Genomic DNA, 22,367 nt, shown 5'->3' with positions numbered 1-22,367 from the left:
TTTTTTTGTCTACCGATCGACTTCCTGCCGCGTTACTATTAATCCGATCCCTCTCCTGGCGTCGCCTGACGTTCGGGAGGAGGTTCGCCGGTTTCCCTCTGCGGCGACTGGCTGCGACAAAGGAATACGACGACGATGAAACTGCCAGGCCTGTGTCTTTCGATTGGACTGCTCGCTGCAGTATCGGCGCACGCGCAGGATATCTACAAATGTGCCGACCCCGACGGGCGGGTGACCTACTCGAATGTGCCGAGCAAGAGTTGCCGGAAACTTATCCTTGATCCGGTCAACCTGGCGCCGGCGGCCAAGCCACCGGCTGCGGCAACGAAAACGCCGACGCCCGGCAATTTTCCGAAGGTGGATGATCAGACGCAGAAGTCGCGTGACGGCGATCGTAGACGCATCCTCGAGAACGAACTGGCAGCTGAACAGAGGAATGCCGAACAGGCGAAGAAGGACCTTGCCGAACAGGAAGGCATCATTCTGCCAAGTGAACGCATGCAGGGTGGGGCGATCAGTGGCGGCAAGGTGCAGGAGCGGATCCAGACTTACAAGGACAAGGTTGCCCTGCATCAACGTAATGTCGAAGCCATCCAGAAAGAACTCGCCAATCTGCGCTGATCGACATGATCGTCAGGGCCTGCCGCTCTGCAAAGCCAATGCCTGAACATTCTGCAAATCCCTTCGCCGGTCTTGATCTGCTGTCATCGGCGGTGGTGTTGCTCGACGCGCGCCTAGTCATCCGCTACCTGAATCCGGCAGCCGAGAACCTCCTGGAGATCAGCAACAAGGTTTTTACCGGTTGCCCCCTGGAGGGCGTCATGGAGTGTCCGCCGAGATTGCTGGCGGCACTCGACAGCGTTCTCAACCAGGGCTGGGGCTATACCGGGCAGAAAATCGGTTTACGGCTCGTCGGTGGCGAGGTCTTGCAACTGAACTGCACGGTCAACCCGGTTGATTCCCCCGAGGCCAGCCTGCTGGTCGAATTATGGCCGATCGATCAACAATTGCGGGCAACTCGAGAAGAGCGTCTGGTGGAGCAGCAGCAGGCCAGTCGCGAGTTGATCCGCAACCTGGTGCACGAAATCAAGAACCCGCTCGGCGGTATTCGTGGTGCGGCGCAATTGCTGGAGCGCGAGCTCAATCAGCCGGGTCTGCGCGAGTACACGCAGGTAATCATCAAGGAGACCGACCGCCTGCAGGATCTGATGCGCCGCCTGCTGTCGCCGCATCGGCCGATGCAGCCGGGGCCGGTGAACATTCACGAGATCCTGGAACGTGTGCGCAGCCTGCTGACGGCCGAGTTTCCGACCATCCTGAGCATTTGTCGCGACTACGATACCAGCCTACCGGAGCTGGTCGGTGATCGCGAACAATTGATCCAGGTCTTTCTGAACATCGCAAGGAATGCCGCGCAGGCGATTTACCGGCAGGCTGACGGAAGCGTCACCGTGCCCGGGCTGATCACGCTGCGTACCCGGGCCGCGCGTCAGGTGACCTTGTTCAAGCGCCGCTACCGGCTGGCACTCGAAGTCAAGGTCATCGATGATGGCCCGGGCATTCCGGAGGATATTCGCGAACGCATGTTCTATCCGCTGGTTTCCGGTCGCGAGGGCGGTAGCGGCCTTGGGCTGACGCTGGCACAGAGTTTCGTGCAACAACACCAGGGGACGATTGATTGTGAAAGCCAGCCGGGTCAGACCTGTTTCACGATTCGCCTGCCGCTCGTCTGATCCGGCTGGCAGGCTTCTTGCTAGCAATCGATGATACTTGACAAACCGCCTGAGGAATCGATGAAACCGGTCTGGATCGTTGACGATGACAAATCAATCCGCTGGGTTCTCGAAAAAACACTGTCGCGCGAAAAGATCTCTTTCCAGAGTTTTGCTTCGGCAACTGAGGCGCTGGCGCAACTCGACGCCGGCGGCGAAGCGCCACAGGTGCTGGTTTCCGACATCCGCATGCCGGGTCAGTCGGGACTGGAGTTATTACAGGTATTCAAGGAACGCTTCCCGACGCTGCCGGTAATCATCATGACCGCCTATTCCGACCTGGAGAGTGCGGTGTCGGCATTTCAGGGGGGGGCATTCGAGTATCTCCCGAAACCCTTCGACGTTGATCAGGCGTTGGAACTGATCCGGCGGGCGATTGGCGAGAGTCTGCACCAGAGTGGTGCGCCGAACGATGAAGGATTGACGCCGGAGATTCTCGGTCAGGCCCCAGCGATGCAGGAAGTCTTCCGCGCCATTGGTCGCCTGAGTCAATCGAGCGCGACCGTTCTGATTACTGGCGAGTCGGGCTCCGGCAAGGAGCTCGTGGCGCGCGCCGTGCATCGCCACAGTTCGCGTGCCGACAAGCCGTTCATCGCCATCAACACCGCGGCGATTCCTCGCGACCTGCTCGAATCCGAACTCTTCGGTCATGAACGGGGCGCCTTTACCGGCGCGGCGGCGCAGAGACAGGGCCGTTTCGAGCAGGCCGAAGGGGGCACGCTGTTCCTCGATGAAATCGGCGACATGCCGGCAGAGCTGCAGACACGGTTGTTGCGCGTGCTGTCGGACGGCCATTACTATCGGGTCGGCGGTCATTCGCCGCTGAAAACTCGGGTTCGCATCATTGCCGCGACTCACCAGGACCTCGAAGCGCGAGTCGGCCAGGGACTTTTTCGCGAGGATCTTTTTCACCGTCTGAACGTGATCCGCGTGCGCCTGCCGAGCTTGCGCGAACGACCTGAGGACATCCCGATCCTGGCGCGTCACTTTCTGCTCAAGAGTGCCCAGGAACTCGGTGTCGAGGGCAAGCGCTTTTCCGATGCTGCCCTGAAACATCTGTGTTCGCTCGAATTTTCGGGGAACGTGCGGCAGCTCGAAAATCTCTGTCACTGGCTGACGGTGATGGCGCCGGGACAACTCCTGGAAGTCGCCGACCTGCCGCCGGAACTGCGTGAGGCCAGGCCGGTGACGCCGGCCAACGACTGGCAAAGTGCGCTGGCGAACGAGGTCGAGCGTCTGTTGGGAAGCGACCCTGGGCAGGTGCATGCGAAGTTGACGCAGGCTTTCGAACGCGTTCTGATCAACCGTGCGCTGGCCCATACCGGCGGGCGGCGAATCGAGGCCGCGCAGGCTCTCGGCATCGGCAGGAATACCATCACCCGCAAGATCCAGGAACTTGGCCTCGACGGCAGCGGTGTCAGCGACGAGAGGGAGGCTTCATCCGCGAGATAATCGGCGATAATGGCGGTGTTGCTTGTGATGACGAAGCCATGGACCCTTCGCGTAGCTCTTGCCAGATTGATCCTGCTCGCCTTACCCGGCTGCTCGAACCGGCGCAGGGTCGCTTCACGATCGAGGCGCTGAGCGAATGCAGCTCGACCAGTACCCTGCTGCTCGAACGTTCCCGGCAAGGGGCGACGAGCGGTGCACTGCTGGTTGCCGACCGGCAGACGGCTGGACGCGGCCGCCGCGGTCGCAGTTGGCAATCGTCCCCCGAAGCCAGCCTGACCTTCTCGCTTGCCTGGCGCTTCAGCGGCGACATGGCGCGGCTGGCGGGACTGTCGCTGGCGGTTGGCGTTGCCGTCGCACGTTCGCTCGAGGCCTGCGGCGTTGCCGGCATCGGACTCAAATGGCCCAACGACATCCTCCTTGACGGCGGCAAGGTTGGCGGCATTCTGATCGAACTGGAGACCGTGCCGGGTGGCATGCTGGCGGTGATCGGTATCGGCCTCAATCTGCAGCTGCCCGCCGTTGCCGCCGAGGAGCTGCAGGAATTCCTGCATCGCCCGGCGGCATTGGCGCAGGCGCTGTCAGCAGTACCCGATCGCCACCACCTGCTGGCGCAACTGCTGCTCGATCTCGCCGCTGTTCTCGACGAGTTTTCGGCGGACGGGTTTGGCGCCGTGCGCAACGAATGGCAGGCGCGTCATGTCTGGCAGGATCGTCAGGTGCGTCTGCTCAACGACGGGCAGCTCGACCGTCAGGGGATCTGTCTCGGCGCCGACACCGACGGTGCGCTCCTGCTCTTGACATCGAGCGGGGTCGAACGCTGCCTGTGCGGCGATCTGTCGCTGCGGGTGGCATGAACATCGCCATCGACGCGGGCAATAGCCGCATCAAATGGGGCGTCCATGACGGCAACCGGTGGCTGGATAGCGGCGTGTTGGCGACTGCCGATGTCGCCTGGTTGAGCGAGGCCGCCGACGAATGGCCGGCGGCGGCGCGGGTGGCGATCTGCAACGTCGCCGGCCGCGAGGTTGCCGCAAGCATTGCGGATCTTCTCGCCAGGCGGCATGCCCAGGTCTCGTTCCTGCACGCCAGCGCCGAGGCCTGCGGCATACGTAATGCTTATGAACGTCCTTGGCAACTGGGCGCCGACCGCTGGGCGGCGCTGATCGGCGCGCGCGCCTTGCTCGGCAGTACCTGCCTGGTGGTCTGTGCCGGTACGGCGACCACGATCGATCGGCTCGATGCCTCGGGCTTGTTTCGCGGCGGCTTGATCCTGCCGGGGTACGACCTGATGCGGGCGGCACTAGCGAGCAACACGGCGCAGTTGCCCTTCGCCGAAGGCGTTTTTCGTAGCGAGCCGCGCAACACCATGGACGCCATCGTCAGCGGCTGCCTGCAAGCTCAGCTCGGTGCCGTCGAGCGGATGTTTGCGGCAATCGCCACCGAACCCGGCGCCTGCTGCCTTTTGACCGGTGGTGGCGCCGCGCCACTGGCGGCACATCTGCGCATCCCTTTCCAGTTGACGGACAATCTCATCCTCAGCGGTCTGGTGCGTTATGCCGAATCCCTTTGAACCGCTCTTCCTGTGGACAGGAGATGCCGCATGCCGACCCACCTCTTGACGGCCTTGCCCGCCTTCCTCGCCTACTTCGCCGTGGCAATGGGGTTGCTGGTGCTTTTCTTGCTGGTCTACCTGAACGTCACCCCTTACCACGAGGTCGCGCTGATTCGCGCCGGCAACGCCGCGGCAGCGGTCAGCCTGGCGGGGGCGCTGCTCGGTTTTGCGATGCCGGTGGCCAACGTCATCGCTCATAGCGATACCCTGATTGATCTCGCTTCCTGGGGGGCGATCGCCGGCGTCATCCAGATCCTGGCCTATCTGGCGGCCCGTTTGACGCTGCCTCAGCTCAATCAGGACATCCCGGCCGGACGGATCGCACCGGCGATATTCCTGGCCGCCATTTCGTTCTGCATCGGCCTGATCAACGCCGCCTGCATGACCTACTGACCGATTTCTCTCCCGGCGCCCGACAGCGCGGCGCCGGCCTGCCAACCTTGTGATCAGGAGATTGCCATGGCGCTCATGGACTTCATCAAGAAACAGTTCGTCGATGTCATTCACTGGACAGAAGAAGGCGACGGCGTCCTTGCCATGCGCTACCCGATGCAGGATTTCGAGATCCAGTACGGGGCGCAACTGACGGTGCGCGAGTCGCAAATGGCCATCTTCGTCAATGAGGGGCAGATCGGCGATGTTTTCGGGCCAGGCCGCTACCGATTGACGACCAGTACCCTGCCGCTGCTGACCAACCTCAGGCACTGGGACAAGCTCTTCGAATCACCCTTCAAATCTGATGTCTATTTCTTCTCGACTCGCCTGCAGCTCGACTGCAAATGGGGAACGCCGAACCCGATCACCATTCGCGACAAGGATTTCGGCATGGTGCGGATGCGCGCTTTCGGGATCTATTCGTACAAGCTGACCGATGTGCGCAAGTTCCACAGCGAGATTTCCGGTACTCGTGAGCAATACACCGTCGCCGAACTCGATGGCCAGTTGCGCAACCTGGTGATCAGCTCGATGACCGACCTGTTCGGCGAATCGGGGGTGCCTTTCATCGACATGGCGGCCAACCTCGACGAACTGAGCCGGACCCTTGAGGACAAGCTGGCCAGGGTCTTCGAGCGCTACGGACTGGCGCTCGACAGCTTCGTCGTGCAGAACGTATCGCTGCCCGAAGAACTGCAGAAGATCCTCGACAGCCGCATCGGCATGAACATGCTCGGTGACCTCGGACGCTACACGCAATACCAGGTCGCCAGCAGCATTCCGCTGGCGGCACAGAACGAGGGCGGCATCGCCGGCCTCGGTGCCGGTCTCGGCGCCGGACTGGGCATCGGCCAGACGATGGCGGCGGCGATGGCGCAAGCAATGCCGGGCGGCGGTGCGCCGGCGCAGTCAGCGACATCGACAGGTCCTGCCGGCAACGCCGACGAGGTCATCGCGACGCTCGAAAAGCTGCATGGCCTGGTGGCCAAGGGAATCCTCTCGCAAGCCGAATTCGACGCCAAGAAGACCGAATTGCTCGGCAAGCTGGTATAGATCACCGGCCAGAGCAGTGAAGGTGCCGGCCGCCCGCTCGTGAAGACTGCCCGTTGCCCGTCGTGCGGCGCGCCGGTCGCTTTCCGGTCGGCAACCTCGATCTATGTCGTCTGCGAGTTCTGTCGCAGCACCCTGCTGCGCAGCGGCGAGGATCTGCAGAACCTCGGTCGTATGGCCGAACTGCTCGAAGATCGTTCGCCGGTCCAGATCGGCAGCACCGGCACTTTCCGCAAACACCCGTTCACGGTCATCGGCCGCATCCAGATGCAATATGAAGCCGGGCTCTGGAACGAGTGGCATGTCCTCTTCGAGGACGGGCGCACGGCATGGCTCGCCGAAGCCGCTGGCGAGTGGCTGGTCAGCGCGCAGGTCGCAGTCAGCGACCCGCTGCCCGCCTTCGCGGCGCTGGCACTGGAGATGCCGGTGATCCTCGACGGGCGCACCTTCACGGTCAGCAATCTCGTCACTGCCCGCTGCATTTCCGGGCAGGGCGAACTGCCGTTCAAGGTCGCTGCCGGCTACGATGTCCAGAGCGCCGACCTGCGCGGGAACAATCGCTTCCTGACCATCGATTACAGCGAGACGCCACCGTTGGTCTTCGTCGGCCAGGCCATCGCCTTTGCCGAACTCCGGCTCAGCAATCTCAGAAGTCCGGACGATCACTCGCCCGCCGCGGCGCCGCAGGTCACGGCGCGTGCCTTCAATTGCCCGCACTGTGCGGCGACGCTGAGCATTCATTCGCCGGCCATCGAGAGCGTCGCCTGCGAAAGTTGTGGATCGATCATCGGGATCGACAACGAAAACATCAAACTCCTGGCCAGGGCCGCACAGGCATTGCGCGAAGTGCCCTGGCTGCCGCTCGGCAGCCAGGGCAGGCTGGATGGCATCGACTGGGAAGTGATCGGTTTCATGCGCCGCAGCAGCGGCTCGCAGGGCAGCGATGAGGCGTGGTCGGAATATCTGTTGTTCAACGGGCAGCAGGGTTTCGCCTGGCTGATCGAATACCAGGGCCACTGGAATCATGCGCGCACGCTTTCCAATCCGCCGTCGGTCGGTCGTGGGCAGAAGAAGTTCAAGTATCAAGGGAACGAGTTCAGGCTCTACAACCATGGCTCGGCCGAGGTGATCTATGTCGTCGGCGAGTTCTACTGGCGGGTTGCCGTCGGCGAGACCTGTGCCATTGACGATTATGTCTGTCCGCCGCGGATGTTGTCGCGCGAGGTGACGGCGAAGGAAGCGAACTGGTCGCAGGCCGAGTATCGGCCGGCCGATGAGATACGTACCGCTTTCGGCGTCAAGGCGCCGCCGCCCTGCCAGATCGGAGTCTATGCCAACCAGCCGAACCCGCTGCTGGAAAGGCATCGCCGCGCTTGCCGACTGTTCTGGCAACTGGCGCTGGCAGCGACCGTCGTGCAGCTCGTTTTTGCGCTGTTCTTCGCGTCGCAGTCGGTACTCAAGCAGCGCATCGTGCTTTCGCCACAGAACGAAGAGGCGACGCTGAGCAGCCAGGAATTCGTCCTCAAGAGTCGCGCACGCGCGCTGCAGGTCCGCCACAGCACCGATGTAGCCAATAACTGGCTATCGGTGAATACCACCCTGGTCGAGAAGAACAGCGGTGAGGCTTACCTGGGAATGCAGGAAATCAGCTATTACCAGGGCGTCGATGACGGCGAGAGCTGGTCCGAGGGTTCGGCGTCCGATGAAATGGTGTTCAGGGCCGTGCCGGCAGGCACCTACTACCTGGTCATCGAGTACGAACTCGGGAAGGACAATGTGTCGGCAGTGGTCGACACCCTGGAGGTCATCCGTGACCCGGTGGGCTGGTCGAACTATGTGCTGCTGCTGATCTTCCTGGTGATCTTCCCCTTGTGGTCGCGCTGGCGGAGGGGAGCTTTCGAGGCACGGCGCTGGAACGAGAGCGACCTGGGTGGCGAGGCAGACTGAGGTGCGATTGCCATGATCAGGACCAACTGGATCGCCGGCCTGCTGGCATTGCTTTTTTTCTCGTATGCCCAGTATCAGGGCTGGAGTCTCTTTGCCCAGGACGCCGCCACTCAGACCGCACGCGTCGCCGGCGGCGGACGCGGCTATCACAAATAAGGACAAGCGCTTGGCGAAGGTTCAGTTGAAATCCTGGATACGCACTTCTTCGCGAGGCGGCGCTCCGCGCTCGACCTTCACGCGTAGAACGTCGATCGTCCGGCCATCCTGGGTGGCAACGATGAAACGCCAGTCGCCAGGCGGAGGATTAAGTACCCATGAGTAGCCTCGAAAGCCGCGATCGCGGCCGCCAGTGCTCTGGAAAGGCCGGCGGTAGACCAGCCGCCAGCCCGTGGCGGCATGGGTTTCCCAACGGTGTTCGAGGGACGCGGTCACCCCGAGTGGCGCGAATACCGCCGATACGCCGTACAGACGGCCGCCTTCCGGCACATGAACGGTGCTCGCCTGATCGCGCCACCATTGCCACCACGCCGCCCGCTCGATTTGCAGCGTGTAATTACCGTCCGCCTGCACGAACTCCTGTCCGACTGCCATCTGCCGCTTGACCAGCGGCACCGGCGCGATCATGTCGAAGCTGAAGGCCAGCGTCAACAGCCCGGCCAGGCTCCAGGCCGGGCCGCTGCGCCCCGGTCGTCCCGGCGCCAGCCAGCGCAGGAGCAGCGTCAGGATCAGGCCGGCGGCCGTCGATGCGTAGAACCAGAGGGGATTCAGGCTGCCCAGGGCATGCGGCAGCGCGAAATTGAAGAGCAGGATCGCATTCAGCGCAAACAAGGCCCAGGTCAGCGTGAAGCGCTGCCCATAGTGGTCGCCGGCAAATTCGTTGCCGATCAGAAGGGCACCGAGAAAGGCCGCGGTAAGCCAGGTGCCGAGATGTCCGGAACTCTTGAAGTAGAGAATGAAAAGTGCCGAGAAAATCCCCCCGAAAAAGAACTGCAGCAGGAGATAAGGTGCCTGCCAGACGAGCGAGCGGCAGCGGCTGCGTAGCGACTGATCGGTCACCGGCGCCGCGACCCCGCGCGCGCCCCGGCGCGCCAGCCAGAGTGTCAGCAGTGCGGCACCGAGCAGGAAAGCTCCCAGGCGCCAGAAATCGACGACCCGGATGCGCTGGCCGATGGTGAGCGCATCCCAGACGAAACCGCCGAGAAAGGCGGCCACCGGATAGAGTTGCCGCAGAAGAGTCCAGAGCTGGATTGAATTCATGAAAGAATAGGAAATTCAATGACCTTGCTAGAAGTATCGCCGCGTCTTGCGTACCATGTCAAACGAGAATTGGTCCTGGAAACCTCTCTCGCCTAAGCAGAACCAACGGCAGAACCAACACCAGCAGGCGCAAGGCCGGCGGAATTCAGCCAGTCTGTAGCCTGCTGGCAGACGAGTCGTCCTGCGACAAACCGCAAACCGTTGTCTTTTCTGCGCCGACCAGGCAATGCGCTGGTCGAACTCGTAGTCCGGTGCCGGTTGGGCTTGCGGATCAATTTCACGCTCGGCTTGTCCGGCCACCGGAAACTTCCACCACGGCGGGCCGCGTGTGGGTGCCAAGGTCAGGGGCGAGGTCGGCTCGCCCAGGTGGCCGAGACTCTCGCGGATCACCGGGCCTTCGGTGATGAAGGCGATGATCCGCATCACGCCGCCGCATTGGACGACGAGCGGCAGCACCTTGTAGATGCGCGCCAGCAAGAGCGCCCGGACGTAGCGCGCGACCTTGCGATGGGGCGGGTTTGTCGGCGACGTCCGCGGGCCCGTTCGAGAAGCTCGGGGCGATCTGCCGTCAGAGTTCTAGCGAGGCTCCGCCTCAGACCGACAAGTGGTATTTGGGAGTTGTCGGACGATAGGTATGAAGTGGCCCCGGTCGAGCCGGCTGGGATAAGCCCAGACAAATCGGAGGTCGAAGCCTCAATGGGTCAGAAGACCCGTGGACGACCGGAGCCGAAGTTGAAACTACCACAAAGTGTTGGCGAAGTCCTGCAGGAGCATGTGGTGCTTGAGAGCGAGAGCATCGACCGGATGTACCTGAACGTCTACGTTCCACAATTGCAGCGGATCGGCGGCGTGGTGTGATATCTGCGGGGGCATTTGGGGCAGCGCTTTGCCTCGACGGTCGGTGTAGCGCCAAAGACCGAGCAGTTCGTGGCGGCGATCGAGAAGTTTGCAAAACGCCACGGTGTCGATGTCGTGAGTTTCAAGAAAGATCAGCGCAAAGACGACGTCACACGGGAATATCTGGTGAAGTTCGAGGCCAAGGAAGGCGTGGTGTACATCGGACGGGCGCAAGAGAAGGCGCGAGTGGTGCGCACCGAGAGGCGGCGCAACGCGATCACGGGAGCCACCTACCCGTGGGTGGTAGATGGCAGCGCGTTCGTCAATTACTACTACTTTTACTGTGTGGACGAGGACTTTGGTCCGTTCTTCCTGAAGTTCTGCTCGTACTTTCCGTACAACGCCAAGCGATGCCTCAACGGGAACGAGTACGCCAAGTGCCAATTGCGCAAACAGGACATCGCCTTCCAGGCGCTGGACAATGGCATCTTATCGTGCGCGGACCCCAAAGCGCTCCAACGCCTCTGCGATGAACTGGACGCCACGAAGATCGACGGCGCTGCTGCGCAAATGGCTGGACCGTTTGCCGCATCCGTTCGACGACAAAGATCGCGCCGCCGGCTATCGCTACGAACTGTCGATCCTGCAAGCCGAGTTTGCCTTGACCCAAGTCCTTGATCATCCGGTGACCGGCCGGGTGTTCTTCGAGCAGGTCATTCGTGAAAATCTCGATATTGGCCGTCCGGATCAAGTGCAACTGATCTTCAATCGCCGTGTCACCCGGCGGACGCCCGGGAGGTTTCGTACCCGAGTGTTCACCGAAGGGGTCACCCCTGGACTACAAGCGTTCACGGATCAAACAGTATCACAAGGAAAGTCAGGCCTTGCGCACTGAAACCACTATCAACGACACCCGCGACTTCGGCATTGGTCGCCTCCTGCATAACCTGCCCGCACTACGTCGCATGGGCTTCGCCGCCAACCGGAGGTTGTTGGAAGTGGAGCGGGTCAGCCATGATTGCGCATTGGGCGAGGAGGCTTTTCAGGACCTGCAACATCCTCGCCAGAGAGCTGGCCAGCGTGTGCCGGCACTGCGTTTCGCCGATCCACAGGTGCAAGCTCTCCTTCATGCCCTGTTGATGTTCGTCTTTCTCCCCCAGGGGTTCACGAACAAGGAACTCCGCCAGGTATTCGCTGTGCTTCTCGGGAAACATTCCGGTGAGATCATGCCCGGTTGCATGAGCTATGAGCTTTGCCGCTTGCGCGTGCACGGCTTGATCGAGAGGATACCGAAATCGCATCGCTATCGCCTCACCTCACTCGGGCTGCGAACGGCCATGTTCTACACCCGCGTATACTCGCGCGTACTGCGTCCAGGTCTCGCCATCCTCCCTACACACGACGAGAAGGCATCAGCAGCCCCTCTGCATCGCACTTTCCAGGCCGCCGAGAAAGCCGTCCATTCATGGTGTGACAACGCCAAAATTGCCGCATAACACAATTTGACTCAACCGCTTCAAGATCTCTCACCCAAGGGATCTAGCATGACCGCGACAACTCCCGCCAAGGACTGCCTTGCAAAGCCCGCGGCCGACTCGACGTCGACATTCCAGCCCCTCCCATCCCGTTTCCGGCCCCCGGGCGCGCGGTCGAAAAAATTTTCCGCGAATCAGGGCCGGGAATGGGACAACGGGGTTTTCTACAGCCTCGATAGGCGATAAGTGAGCGAGTAGGCAACGCCGTGGATCGGCCGCGCGGTAGATGTATTCACAACATCTCAGAGGGTGTACCCAAAATAATCCGTCTATGGGTATGCTGCGTTTGTTGAATGCGTGCGGAGGACGGATGGAGATCGACAAGTCGCCGCCTGGTCGGCCGGTGCAATCGTCAGCCTAGCGGTTTCGCCATCGGGGTAGGCGGCCTTTCTCCTATCTTCAGACTGGCTTCTGTCCCCCTGCTGCTCCGCCACGACGAGGCAGCGGCGAGTTGCGTCCGTGACGATTGATCCAGTCGGCGAGCGCGATCGGGTCGACCGCCTGCGAGTAAAGAAATCCTTGTCCCTCGTGGCAGCCCCAACTGCGTAGCACCGCCGCCTGGATCTCGCTTTCGATGCCTTCGCCGATGATCTGCAAGCCCAGCATCTTGCCAAGCTGTACGATCAATTGCGCGATGATCTCGCCGCGGCCGCCGCTACCGATGTCGCGGACAAAGGCACGATCAACCTTAAGTCGGTCGATCGGAAGGCGCTGCAGGTAGTTTAGCGATGAAAACCCGGTTCCAAAATCGTCGACGGCAACTGATATTCCCAATTGCCGTAGCGCGCTAAGCGTCTCGATGACGCTTTCAACTTCGTTCATGACCATACTTTCAGTGATCTCGATTTCGACGCTCGATCCCGAAATTCCGGCGGTCGCGAGCGCGTCGGCAACGAAGGGGAGGAAATGGCGGCTTCTGAACTGGGCGATCGAGACGTTGATCGCCATGCGGATATCTCCGAGCCCTTCATCCCGCCACTTGGCGACTTGGCGGCACGATTCGGTGATGATGAACTCCCCGAGATCGATGATGAGGCCGGTATTTTCTGCGACCTGGATAAACTGGTCCGGTGGGACGAATTCGCCGTCATTGCGTCTCCATCGCACCAGCGCCTCGGTGCCGACCAAGCGTCCCGTGGCAAGCTCGATCTGCGGTTGGTAGAAGACGGCAAGCCCTCGCTTCTGGAGGACTTGCCGCAGATCGCGGTGAATCTCGATGCGCGCGCGGATGATGTCTTCCATCTCGCGGGTGTAGTATTCGTGGTGGCCGCGATTGGCGATCTTGGCTCGCTTAAGCGCGATCGACGCGGCCTTCAGCGCGTCGGGGCCGCAGGTTGCGGATTCGGAGAGCGTCGCCAGACCCATCGTCACCGACACCGGGAGTTCGAAGTCGGGCATCGCGAAAGGCTTTTCGAACAGTCGACCGATCATCGCTGGATTGACTTTGGCCGGAGGTCCGAAAATGGCGAAGTTGTCGCTCGCGACCCGCGCCACAAGGCAGTCGTCGTCGAGCCCCGCGCGTAGCCGTAGGCCAACCGCATGCAGCACTCGGTCACCGTTGGCATGACCGATCGCATCGTTGAGATCGGAGAAATGATCGATGTCGACGATCGCTACAGTGAAATCAAGATGCCCACTGGCGATATGCTCGTCGAGTCGCGTCAGGAAACAACTGCGGTTGGGCAATCCACTTAGCCGGTCGAAGTAGGCGAGATTGCGCAATTCTTCGAGCAGCTTGACGTTGCGCAAGCCGCCGACGATATTCGTGCAGAACACCGAAAGGAGTTGGCGGTCGGCATCGGGGAGCACGGTCGGTGTGTCGAGGAAGACGGCTCCGTCGCGATCCGGCGCAGGTCGAATGTAGAGCGCCGTCCAACCGTTTCCGAAGGTGTGATCCCGACGGGCGACACACTCGACCAGCGCGTCGATGGCGCGCTTTTCCGGAACTTGATTGAGTGCCGAACCGACGAAGCCGCGATAGCGTCCGGTGGCGCCGATCAGCCTCAGCGATACCGATTTTTCGCTGGACTTCTCGTCAGTGCCGCATTTTTCGACGCAAAGGATGCCTTCCGGTTCGATATGGAGCAGGTTGCCGATCTGCAGGATGACTCCCTCTGCGAACAGGTCAATCGCCGGTTTTTCGTAAAGTCCGGGCGAGGCATCGATGATCTTCTGCAGGCCGTGGCGCTGTCGCGACAGCGACAGGATCTGCACGTAGGCCCGTACGGCGGCCATCACCGAGGTGAGCAACCGCGTGTGGGTCAGTTCCGACTTGGTGCGATAGTCGTTGATGTCGAAAAGCCGGATTGCTTCCGTTTCCGGTGCGTACCCGGGCTGCCCGGTGCGCAGAATGATGCGCGGCTCGAGCAGACCGATCTCGGTGCGGATGATCCGCACGAGGTCGAGGCCGGTGTCTACTCGTTCCATTACAACATCAAGAAGAATCACCGCAATATCACGTTCGGTTACCAAGACCTGCCGAGCTTCGGCAGCGGAATAGGCATGCAGGAACGCAAGGCCGCGGCCAAGCATGACCTCGTCCTTGAGCGCAAAAACGGTTCCTTCATGAACCTCGGGATCGTCATCGACAATCAGGATCCTCCAGGCATCGCCACGCAGCGGCGCCTCGTCGGGACCGTCTTCCTCAATTAACATTAAGTCCGAATCATCGGGGGGCATCATGGCTTCTCCGCAGGTACCGCGTTGCTCGGTGCCGTCAACGGCAGGGTCAGCAGGTACGTCGTTCCGGCCCCCGGCACGCTTTGCAGCGCGATCTTCCCGCCGAGAATCCCGGTCACGATGTTATATACGATGTTCATTCCCAAACCACTTCCCCCCCGGCCCAACCTGGTCGTGAAGAAGGGGTCGAAGACGCGTTCCCGGACTTCTGCAGACATGCCGCAGCCATCGTCGCTGACTTCGATCTCAACCGTCGTGGTTCCTCGCTGTCGGGCGGCGATGCGCATCGTCCGATTGTCGAGGCCATCGAAGGCATGGACCAAAGCGTTCTCCACGAGATTGGTGACGATCTGGCCAAAAGGTCCGGGATAGCTGTCGAGGGTGATTTCCCCGTCGACTACGATAACGATGCGATGTGTCGTTTTCTTGAGGCGCGGATGCAGCGTCGCCATCACCTCATCGATCACCGTGCGTAGGTCGAAGCTGCGTCGCTGGGAACTGGTCTGGTCGACGGCCACCTGCTTGAAACCGTGGATCAATTCGGCCGCCTGCCCCAACCCCGAGGCAAGCAGTCGCGCGCCGTGGTCGAGGTCGTCGGCGAGTTCGTTGAGGGTCGACCGGCGCACGGTGCCACCGGCGATCGCGCGGCGGAATTGGTCGATCTTCTCGCTGAGCGAGGTCGACACGGTCAGGCTATTGCCGATCGGTGTATTGAGTTCGTGGGCGACGCCGGCGACCAGACGCCCGAGCGAGGCCAGCTTCTCGGATTCAACCAACTCGCGCTTTGCTTCGGTCAGGATCGCAACAGTCGTTTCCAAATCGCTGTTGGTACGGGTCAACTCCTGGGTCCGCTCGGCCACGCGTTGCTCCAGCATCCCCAGAGTGTGGGCGAGCTCGCGCTGCGCCAGTAGACGTTCGAGCTCGGCGCCGGCGCGGCTGGCAAACAGCTTCAGCATCGCCGCCGGCTGGAATCCATCGGCGAGCGATTCCCGCCACTGGGCGCTGATCAGTCCGATCGGGCGCCCGGTCTGGTCGACCAGCGGTTGACCGGCCCAGGCGCTGATTCCTTCTGTGAGGTCGTGGTCTTGCGGGAACACCTCTCTGACCCGGTCGCGAAAACAAAGATACCCGTCGACCAGAGTCTGCTCGCCGGGTGTTCCGATGAGCTTCATTTTGCAATTCTCGGCGAGGCCCGTCTGCGTCATCCGGCCGAGTGTACTGATTTGAGGTGGTTGGTCCTGGAGCAACTCTCCAACCATCGCAGAATCGGCGCCGACGGCTTCGGCAAGCGCAGCGGCGAGACTGCGGAAATAGTCCTCGCCGGCACTTACCGCGAGGCGCTCACCGAGTACGCGCATCGAATTGTCGAATCGCTTGCGCTCGGTAATATCGCGCAAGGTCCCGATGGCCCTGCGCTTCCCATCGACTTGGATCGGCGAGACGGTGAGTTCGACGGCAATCGTCTTGCCCGAGCGGGTGAGGGCGGGGAGTTCGCGCACCCTGTTCAGCGTTGGGCCGGTTCCGGTGGCGATGTAGTTCCGGAAACTGGATTCAGCCTTGGAGACGAGTTGGGACGGGGCGAGCAAGCGATGCAGGTCGCGGCCAATCGCCTCGTCTGCGCTATAGCCGAATGTGCGTTCCGCGGCCGGGTTCCAGGTCACGATTTGCCCATTTTCGTCGATGGTGATGATCGCGTCGTTGGTGGCCTGGCTGTAGGCGACGAGGGTCCCTTCCTGTTCGAGTATGCGGCGGGTCTGCTGGCGGACTTGGGTGTCCAGCGCTTCGTGCCATTCACTGACGCGCTCGACCATCGCGTTGAAGGTTTGGGCAAGATCGGCGATTTCGCTGTTGCCCCGGACTCCTGCCCGAGTACTCAGATCACCTGCCTCGATCCGCCGCGCGGCCCAGATCAGGCGGCGGATCGGACGTGTAATCCCGCGCGCGCTGAAGATTGCCGTGGCCAAGAAGGCAACGATCCCGGCTACCGTGAGCAGGATCGTCGTCCGGTTGTGTTCGCGGAGCGCCTCCAGAACTTCACTCTCGTCCTTCTTGACCACCAGGCCCCAGCCAACCTCGGGCGACATCCGCACGTAGCGGTACGCGGCCAGAACCGGCTCACCACGGTAATCCGGCGCGGCGATCTGTCCCTCCCCACCGCGCACTGCCAGACTGGCGATCCTCGACTCGTCGATATTGGCAGCCCCAGCGGCGCCGTTTCCGTCGGCCAGCGGGTACCGCGGTTGCAACACGAAGCGTCCGCTAGCGTCGTACAGGAGAACTTCGCCGCTGGTACCGCGCAACTCGCTGAGCATACCATCAATGTGATTGCGCAGTTCGCCTTCGAGGTCAATCGCCACAACGAAGAGACCGAGAACGGCATCACTCCGAGGGTCGATCACTTGGCGAAAAATTCTAAGTATAGTGCGTGAACGGCCTTCGCTGGCGTTGATTGCGAGCGTCTCCTCTGCACCGCTGGCGGTCAGTATGGGCAAGGTCGCTGCGTCGAAAGCGGTGGTTCCGATCCTCTCACTTTCCGAAGCAGCAACGACTATGCCCGAGCGCGCATCGATCAGTAGGATCGATTCGTATCCGCCGAAGGTGTCATGGATCAGTGCCAGATACTCGGCGACCGAGTCGTCTTCGTTGGCTTTTCGAAGAGTAGCGGGAGTTCGGTCGCGAGTCCGGAACTGCCGGAGGTGCTCGACGATCCCCGGCTGTTTGGCGAAGACAAGGAGATCATTACGCCGCTCGCGGATCCAGGTCTCGATCCCAGCCTTGCTCGCGTCGGCGGCCGCCGACAATTTATGAAGTTCTTCCTCGGTGAGCTGGTGGATCCACCCGTGGACACCCGCCGGTTGCAAGCCGTAGAGCCCTACGCTCTGGATCAGGATCATTACGATGAGAAACAGGCTGGCGAACAGCAGTACGATTCGCGCCGAGATCGTTCGCCACCACGCCGTCTTGTCCTTCGCGCGAAACGGATTTGGCCGGAGGGGGTCCATGGGCCGGAGGTTCTAGGGACGGTAATCGAACTCGTCGAGACGGTAGCGGCGGGAGTCTTTGAGCACCTGCCCGGCGATATTACGGTCGATAGATGACTGTATTTTTGCCCAGCTTAATTGGGCCGGAAGCATCCCAGATTTCTTGAAGAATTCGAAGTTGCGTGACAGAGCCGATCCGCTTTCCGACTCGTTGGCCGGAATTCTTGGCGCGCCGGCAATCTCGAGCAGATCCTGGCGTGTGAAACGGATGATCTCGCCTTCACTAATCGTCGGTTCACGACCTGAGAACTCGCGCATCGCAGTCAAGGTCCACTGGCTGGCGTGGGTCAGGTTGTCACGTCCCCGGCCGAGCCAGCGCACTGCCCGATGCAGGCTGGCGACCAGCAGACGGGCGCCTTCCGGGTTTCGAATGGAAAGCGAGCGTTGGAGGATGAAATACGCTGGGCTGATTTGCTTATGCAGGGCACCGAAGCGGATGGGATGTTGCCGGAGGACGCTCGACGGCGTCGGTTCGAACGCCGAAAAGGCGTCGATGCGGCCGGCGAGTAACGCGGAAGGCATGTCGCTGACGTTCATCTGCACGAGCGTGACATCGCTCTCGGTCAAACCGGCGCTGTCAAGGCCGTGCAGCAAAGCGTTATGTCCTGAGGTTCCAGCGGCATTGCCGATCCGTTTGCCTCTAAGGTCCACCATGCGCCAGCTTTTCGGTCCGACGACGGTAGCAAAAGATTGTCGGACATACCCGACCAACATGACATCAGTCTGGGCTACGGCACTAATCGCGACGACATCTGTGGGCATGCTGGCGTCAAGTTTTCCAGCAACTATGTCCTTCAGCGAATCGACACCTTTTTCATACGGATGCCAGCGGAACTCCAGGCCGGCACTTTCTGCCTGTTGCTGCAGGATCCTGTCACGGCGCATGACTTCGCCAAGCACCGACATCGGCGTTGCGAAGACTCCATAGCCGATGTCGATAATCCTCTCGTGGGTGCCGAACTCGTAGTTCGGCGCTGCCGACGCATGATTCGCCGACAGCACGATACCAGCCGCGACGAGCATCGTTCTTACCGCCAATGCAAGTCTTGCCGGACGTTTCGTCAAAGGATTATTGCCTTCCAATACGGTTGTTATCCTGAGTCGCCAAAGCGAATTCTTCAGTGCTGGCTATTATCTAGTTAGTAATAGTATACTGGATCATAAAGTAATATTGCAGAGATCGTAGAATCGCCTTCATCGAAGTTGCGTGTTCCGCTTTTCCATGAGCCATCGTACTGGAGTGAAGACAATGTCGAGACCGTGGACCCGGCGATCGACGGGCCTCCCGTCGACCCTAACCCGGCAGTGGCCGCGTTGCAAAGTTTGGACCCGCCGCCGGTGCGATCGGACTACTTGGGATAGCATACGGTCGGGGTTTCGGGTTGCGCTATTCTTTGCGCGCACGGAGGGATTCCTATTCTCACCGCCTCGTCAGAGCACGAGCCGATGACTATCTTGGGTCGTTCTATCTCGGGTCGTTTTCTGCTGCTCGTCCTTGTGCTTGGTGCTGTTCGGGCCGGCGCCGAAGATTCACCGTATTACGCGAAATATAAGTACGGCAGTTCCGCAGCGGAAATCGATTTCGGCCCGGTGATTACTGCCGTGCCGAATGCGGTCGTCGCCGAGGTCATCCGCCGGGACCGCATCCTCCGCGAGGGACTGGGACGCAACACGCTGCGTTACCATCCGCTCGATAAAGGCCCCGACGCGGTTGCCCTGATGCTGGATGGCAAACTCGACGCAACCTTGCAATCCGACATCACGATGCTGGAACTGGCGGCGGCGATGGAGATTACCAATGTTGCGCTGTTCAAGGAAAATTTCGGCGTGGTGGTCGCACGCAAAGGACAGGCAATCGCCGAATTGCGCGGCAAGCGAGTCGGCACGCCGGGCGGCGGTGCAGGTCATTTCACGCTGTTGCAGGCGCTCGACCAAGCCGGCTTGCGCGATGCCGACATCGTGCCTGTGCGCATGGAGGTTCGCGACATGCCGGCGGCGCTGCTCGCGGGTCGGATCGACGCATTCTCAGCGTTCGAGCCGGCGCCAAGCACCGTTCTGCTCAAACACGGCGATCGATACGCGGCAATCTACCGTCACCGCTCACCGGGGTATCTGATCGTCACCCGCAAGATCCGAAAGGAAAATCCCGAGGCCGTGACGCAGCTTGCGGCGGCGTTGGCACGTGCAGTGAACTGGTTGCGGCGCGACCGAAACAATCTACAGCGGGCGAGCGAGTGGGCAGCGCAGGCGATAGCAACGTTCAAGGGACCGCAACTGACGGTCAAGGAGATCATGCAGATGACCCGGAGCAGCTTGCTTGAGTTGCGCGAAGTGCCGCAAATGGCACGCCCCGATGCCGAGAGCAATTCCTTGATCGCGCGCAACTTTCGTTTCTTGAAGGAGCACGGGCGCCTGCCGGCGAGCGCGGAGTGGAATTCCGTACATCAGAGCTTCGATTTTGGCGTCATGAGCGAGGTGCTCTCCAACCGTAAGCGCTACCGGATCGACACGTTCGACTACGAAATGCCGGTGGACTGACGGCGCCATAGCGGGGGTCGCTCAAGGAAGCCGCCGGCAAGGTCGACGTCATCGTCTACGGGAAGGGTCCGGTTACGACCGAGTTCGCGTGGGAAAAGTGCGAGCGCGCCGGGGCTGTGGCTTCCGTCGAAGCGTCCGTGACTAGGTGTGCGGAGCAGCAGCGCTGTGCCTCATGCCGCCGAGGCGTCGCCGGTGATCACAAAGGACTATGCTCGTGCACGAATCGCGTAGCGTGCGCATTCTGACTAAGAATAGGAGTCTTATACCCCTTTTGGCAACAATCGGAGGACATGGGATCTTGGACATCCGCCGAGTTATCAAGCGCGACTACTGAGCTCTGTGTCCGGGAACTTGCTTTATCGTGCCTGAGGCGGGTGATTTGCACCGGTCAGTTTGCGTCCGGGTAACACGCGATCCGCGGATCGGACTCGACTTCCGGAATCGGTTGAAATTGCGGATCGATGTCGTCGCGATTGACGGTCGAACATTCCCACAAGGGCGCCCGCAGTTCGCAGCGAGGCCACTGCGGACTTGGCTGGAGAAGCATTCGCAGGATCGGGCCGGCGCCCGGGGCGGCGTCGGGCTCTCCAACCGTACCGACAACGACTAGGCCAGCATGGCTACCGGCAAGGGAGTCATCCCGGGCGACACCAGGGTAGCCGCCGTCGCTCACCAAGCCCAGGCCATCGTCACGGCCTAGGCCCACGGCATGGGTTCCGAACAGGAAGTGCTCCTGCGCTGGTGGTCGAGGCCATCGCACTCTTGCGCCGCCACGAAACGCTCATCACGGCCGATGCCGGCGACTACCGAGAAGCCAACCTGAAGGCCCTGGCGTCGGCCGCGATCCCCGCACTCATTGCCGATACCGCCATGCGAGGACATGACGAACGCTTCCAGGACCAGGGCCGCCACCAGGCGAAGCCGGACCTGCTCGACGACAAGGGCAAGCCCCCGAAAGAAGCCAGGCGCTTCCGGCCGGCCGACTTCGACGACGATCGTGAAGCCGGCACCTGCATCGGTCCGGCCGGCAAGGCCCTGTACCAGAAAGGGTCGAACGGTCTCCACAACGGCCACCTGGCCACCAGATTCACCGGCAGCCAGCGGGATGGCGTGCCCTGTGGGCTGCGGGCTCGATGCCTGAGAACCCCGGAGAAGACACGGGTCCGACAGGTTTACTTCCGGGGCAAGTACCCAGCTGCCGAGGAAAGCCACACCGACCGGAGGAAGCGCGCCATCGATCGCGAAGAGGGCCGGCGCTGTGACGACCGGCGTTTTGCCAGGGTGGAACCGGTGTTCGGCAATCTTTGGGCAAACAGCGGCTGGACCGCTTCACCCTGCGGGGGGCGAAAGAAGGTGGATGGGCACTGGAAGCTCTATTGCCGGACCCACAACCTCGAGAAATTGGCCCACCATGAATACGCCGGATGAGGATCAGCCGATGAACGGCCCGCGTGACCGCGATAACTCCCGCCAAGGACCGCCTTGCAGCGCTCGCGGCCGACTCGACGTCGGCATTCACTGTCGCTGGTCCTGACCGACGGCCAGCCGTCGGACATCGACGTATCGGACGAGCGCCTGCCGATCACCGACGCGCATCAAGCAGTCGGCGAACTCGACCGGCAAGGAATTTTCAGCTACTTCATCAGCCTCGATGCGCAGGCCGCTGCCTATGTTAATGTGAAACAACCCGGCTTTCGGGCGCAAAAAAGCATCGCCGATAATGACGTCGCGATGCCAAGAAAAGAGCATGGCAGGATCGCTCAGATGCCTCGGTCAAGCACCACCCCAGGCGCCTCGGTCAAGCACCACCCCAGGTGCCTCTAACTTTGGCTGGCGAGCAGACCGTGCCTTTGAATGTTTCATGATACGGGGTGGCTACCAGTCCTGCAATGACCGTTAGCGACATGGGTGCGAACGAAAGTGTTGGACGGGGAGTCTTGTTTTTAAGCCGCTCTGCGTAGAGGCTCCGCCCAGCGCTTTTCCCAATAGGTTTCCCACAGCGGGTTATGTCACATGACCCGCAGGATGATCATGGCTTGAGTCCTGTCCGCACGCCACCAAGCCCCTGGGCGCTTGAGGTGGGTCTGCACGAGGTCGCGATGAGGACTCTCGACCTCGCCAGAACCGACGGGTGGATTCAGCGCAAGTGCGCGGGGGTAGTCCAACTTGTCGAGTCGGTTGGAGAAATAGCGCTAGTGTTTAATTGCATAGG

Annotated in this window: 22 protein-coding genes; 16 read left to right on the top strand and 6 right to left on the bottom strand. The window is 61.3% G+C overall.

Annotation, left to right across the window (positions count from 1 at the left end; genetic code table 11):
• Positions 1-135 precede the first annotated feature (135 nt).
• The 9 genes from AW06_RS14605 to AW06_RS20840 all read left to right on the top strand — a co-directional run bounded on the left by AW06_RS14605 (position 136) and on the right by AW06_RS20840 (position 8,424).
• Positions 136-621, top strand: coding sequence for a DUF4124 domain-containing protein (locus AW06_RS14605; RefSeq protein ID WP_034951509.1), 486 nt, complete (start codon positions 136-138; stop codon positions 619-621).
• 38 nt (positions 622-659) lie between these two features.
• A complete protein-coding gene (gene glnL, locus AW06_RS14600; protein ID WP_034951508.1) occupies positions 660-1,733 on the top strand; it encodes a nitrogen regulation protein NR(II) in 1,074 nt (357 codons plus the stop codon).
• Between the two features lie 60 nt (positions 1,734-1,793).
• Positions 1,794-3,224: a nitrogen regulation protein NR(I) gene (gene ntrC / locus AW06_RS14595; protein ID WP_034951507.1), complete on the top strand. Its 1,431-nt coding sequence runs from the start codon at positions 1,794-1,796 to the stop codon at positions 3,222-3,224.
• Positions 3,225-3,262: 38 nt separating this feature from the next.
• The gene (locus tag AW06_RS14590) at positions 3,263-4,078 is read left to right on the top strand and encodes a biotin--[acetyl-CoA-carboxylase] ligase (protein WP_034951506.1); all 816 of its coding nucleotides are present in this window, start codon (positions 3,263-3,265) and stop codon (positions 4,076-4,078) included.
• Positions 4,075-4,794, top strand: a complete 720-nt coding sequence (locus tag AW06_RS14585) for a type III pantothenate kinase (RefSeq protein WP_034951505.1) — start codon at positions 4,075-4,077, stop codon at positions 4,792-4,794. Before AW06_RS14590 ends, AW06_RS14585 begins: the two co-directional genes overlap by 4 nt.
• Positions 4,795-4,824: 30 nt before the next feature.
• A complete protein-coding gene (locus tag AW06_RS14580) occupies positions 4,825-5,229 on the top strand; it encodes a DUF350 domain-containing protein (protein WP_034951504.1) in 405 nt (134 codons plus the stop codon).
• A 66-nt stretch (positions 5,230-5,295) separates the two neighbouring features.
• A complete protein-coding gene (locus tag AW06_RS14575; protein WP_034951503.1) occupies positions 5,296-6,324 on the top strand; it encodes an SPFH domain-containing protein in 1,029 nt (342 codons plus the stop codon).
• A 39-nt stretch (positions 6,325-6,363) separates the two neighbouring features.
• Positions 6,364-8,268, top strand: a complete 1,905-nt coding sequence (locus AW06_RS14570; protein WP_034951502.1) for a DUF4178 domain-containing protein — start codon at positions 6,364-6,366, stop codon at positions 8,266-8,268.
• Positions 8,269-8,280: 12 nt separating this feature from the next.
• On the top strand, positions 8,281-8,424 hold the full coding sequence (locus AW06_RS20840) for a hypothetical protein (RefSeq protein WP_273704743.1): 144 nt from the start codon (positions 8,281-8,283) through the stop codon (positions 8,422-8,424).
• 21 nt (positions 8,425-8,445) lie between these two features.
• Here the strand turns inward: AW06_RS20840 and AW06_RS14565 are convergent, their stop codons facing one another.
• Together AW06_RS14565 and AW06_RS20835 are read right to left on the bottom strand one after the other, a co-directional pair.
• Complete coding sequence (locus AW06_RS14565) at positions 8,446-9,525, bottom strand: DUF2914 domain-containing protein (protein ID WP_273704742.1); 1,080 nt, start codon at positions 9,523-9,525, stop codon at positions 8,446-8,448.
• A 27-nt stretch (positions 9,526-9,552) separates the two neighbouring features.
• On the bottom strand, positions 9,553-10,002 hold the full coding sequence (locus AW06_RS20835; RefSeq protein WP_273704741.1) for a hypothetical protein: 450 nt from the start codon (positions 10,000-10,002) through the stop codon (positions 9,553-9,555).
• A 255-nt stretch (positions 10,003-10,257) separates the two neighbouring features.
• On the opposite strand from AW06_RS20835, the gene AW06_RS20830 reads away from it, so the two are divergent.
• The 4 genes from AW06_RS20830 (at position 10,258) to AW06_RS20815 (ending at position 11,858) form a co-directional block, all read left to right on the top strand.
• Positions 10,258-10,383 carry a hypothetical protein gene (locus AW06_RS20830; RefSeq protein WP_273704740.1) on the top strand — a complete coding sequence of 42 codons (126 nt, stop codon included), beginning with the start codon at positions 10,258-10,260 and terminating at the stop codon, positions 10,381-10,383.
• A 69-nt stretch (positions 10,384-10,452) separates the two neighbouring features.
• A complete protein-coding gene (locus AW06_RS20825) occupies positions 10,453-11,040 on the top strand; it encodes a hypothetical protein (RefSeq protein ID WP_273704739.1) in 588 nt (195 codons plus the stop codon).
• A complete protein-coding gene (locus tag AW06_RS20820; protein WP_273704738.1) occupies positions 11,024-11,257 on the top strand; it encodes a hypothetical protein in 234 nt (77 codons plus the stop codon). The genes AW06_RS20825 and AW06_RS20820 overlap by 17 nt, the downstream gene beginning before the upstream one ends.
• Positions 11,247-11,858 carry a hypothetical protein gene (locus AW06_RS20815; RefSeq protein WP_273704737.1) on the top strand — a complete coding sequence of 204 codons (612 nt, stop codon included), beginning with the start codon at positions 11,247-11,249 and terminating at the stop codon, positions 11,856-11,858. The genes AW06_RS20820 and AW06_RS20815 overlap by 11 nt, the downstream gene beginning before the upstream one ends.
• 438 nt (positions 11,859-12,296) lie before the next feature.
• Here the strand turns inward: AW06_RS20815 and AW06_RS14550 are convergent, their stop codons facing one another.
• From AW06_RS14550 to AW06_RS14540, 3 genes are read right to left on the bottom strand one after another with little or no spacing between them, the layout of a single operon-like run.
• On the bottom strand, positions 12,297-14,552 hold the full coding sequence (locus AW06_RS14550) for an EAL domain-containing protein (RefSeq protein ID WP_273704736.1): 2,256 nt from the start codon (positions 14,550-14,552) through the stop codon (positions 12,297-12,299).
• Between the two features lie 23 nt (positions 14,553-14,575).
• Positions 14,576-17,578 (bottom strand): PAS domain S-box protein, encoded by a 3,003-nt coding sequence (locus AW06_RS20810; protein ID WP_273704735.1) that lies wholly within the window; start codon positions 17,576-17,578, stop codon positions 14,576-14,578.
• A 12-nt stretch (positions 17,579-17,590) separates the two neighbouring features.
• The gene (locus tag AW06_RS14540; protein ID WP_273704734.1) at positions 17,591-18,700 is read right to left on the bottom strand and encodes an ABC transporter substrate-binding protein; all 1,110 of its coding nucleotides are present in this window, start codon (positions 18,698-18,700) and stop codon (positions 17,591-17,593) included.
• A 363-nt stretch (positions 18,701-19,063) separates the two neighbouring features.
• Here AW06_RS14540 and AW06_RS14535 point away from each other — a divergent pair, with 363 nt between their 5' ends.
• Positions 19,064-20,155, top strand: coding sequence for an ABC transporter substrate-binding protein (locus AW06_RS14535; RefSeq protein WP_273704733.1), 1,092 nt, complete (start codon positions 19,064-19,066; stop codon positions 20,153-20,155).
• 388 nt (positions 20,156-20,543) lie between these two features.
• Here the strand turns inward: AW06_RS14535 and AW06_RS14530 are convergent, their stop codons facing one another.
• Positions 20,544-20,861, bottom strand: a complete 318-nt coding sequence (locus tag AW06_RS14530; protein WP_034951501.1) for a hypothetical protein — start codon at positions 20,859-20,861, stop codon at positions 20,544-20,546.
• 35 nt (positions 20,862-20,896) lie between these two features.
• On the opposite strand from AW06_RS14530, the gene AW06_RS20805 reads away from it, so the two are divergent.
• Positions 20,897-21,583 carry a transposase gene (locus AW06_RS20805; RefSeq protein ID WP_273704732.1) on the top strand — a complete coding sequence of 229 codons (687 nt, stop codon included), beginning with the start codon at positions 20,897-20,899 and terminating at the stop codon, positions 21,581-21,583.
• Positions 21,584-21,637: 54 nt separating this feature from the next.
• Positions 21,638-21,979 carry a hypothetical protein gene (locus tag AW06_RS20800; protein ID WP_273704746.1) on the top strand — a complete coding sequence of 114 codons (342 nt, stop codon included), beginning with the start codon at positions 21,638-21,640 and terminating at the stop codon, positions 21,977-21,979.
• Positions 21,980-22,367: the final 388 nt, after the last annotated feature.

The organism is Candidatus Accumulibacter cognatus, from assembly GCF_000584975.1.
Lineage (GTDB): Bacteria > Pseudomonadota > Gammaproteobacteria > Burkholderiales > Rhodocyclaceae > Accumulibacter > Accumulibacter cognatus.
The sequence above is the reverse complement of the archived record's forward strand: the minus strand, read 5'-3'. Positions and strand labels throughout refer to the sequence as shown.

Excerpts from the sequence above, each read along its gene's own strand:
- AW06_RS14580 (WP_034951504.1), top strand. The coding sequence starts at position 4,825 with ATGCCGACCCACCTCTTGACGGCCTTGCCCGCCTTCCTCGCCTACTTC.
- glnL (WP_034951508.1), top strand. The coding sequence starts at position 660 with ATGCCTGAACATTCTGCAAATCCCTTCGCCGGTCTTGATCTGCTGTCA.
- AW06_RS14590 (WP_034951506.1), top strand. The coding sequence starts at position 3,263 with ATGGACCCTTCGCGTAGCTCTTGCCAGATTGATCCTGCTCGCCTTACC.
- AW06_RS14535 (WP_273704733.1), top strand. The coding sequence starts at position 19,064 with ATGACTATCTTGGGTCGTTCTATCTCGGGTCGTTTTCTGCTGCTCGTC.
- AW06_RS14575 (WP_034951503.1), top strand. The coding sequence starts at position 5,296 with ATGGCGCTCATGGACTTCATCAAGAAACAGTTCGTCGATGTCATTCAC.
- ntrC (WP_034951507.1), top strand. The coding sequence starts at position 1,794 with ATGAAACCGGTCTGGATCGTTGACGATGACAAATCAATCCGCTGGGTT.
- AW06_RS14550 (WP_273704736.1), bottom strand. The coding sequence starts at position 14,552 with ATGTTAATTGAGGAAGACGGTCCCGACGAGGCGCCGCTGCGTGGCGAT.
- AW06_RS14565 (WP_273704742.1), bottom strand. The coding sequence starts at position 9,525 with ATGAATTCAATCCAGCTCTGGACTCTTCTGCGGCAACTCTATCCGGTG.
- AW06_RS14585 (WP_034951505.1), top strand. The coding sequence starts at position 4,075 with ATGAACATCGCCATCGACGCGGGCAATAGCCGCATCAAATGGGGCGTC.
- AW06_RS20810 (WP_273704735.1), bottom strand. The coding sequence starts at position 17,578 with ATGGACCCCCTCCGGCCAAATCCGTTTCGCGCGAAGGACAAGACGGCG.
- AW06_RS14605 (WP_034951509.1), top strand. The coding sequence starts at position 136 with ATGAAACTGCCAGGCCTGTGTCTTTCGATTGGACTGCTCGCTGCAGTA.
- AW06_RS20840 (WP_273704743.1), top strand. The coding sequence starts at position 8,281 with ATGATCAGGACCAACTGGATCGCCGGCCTGCTGGCATTGCTTTTTTTC.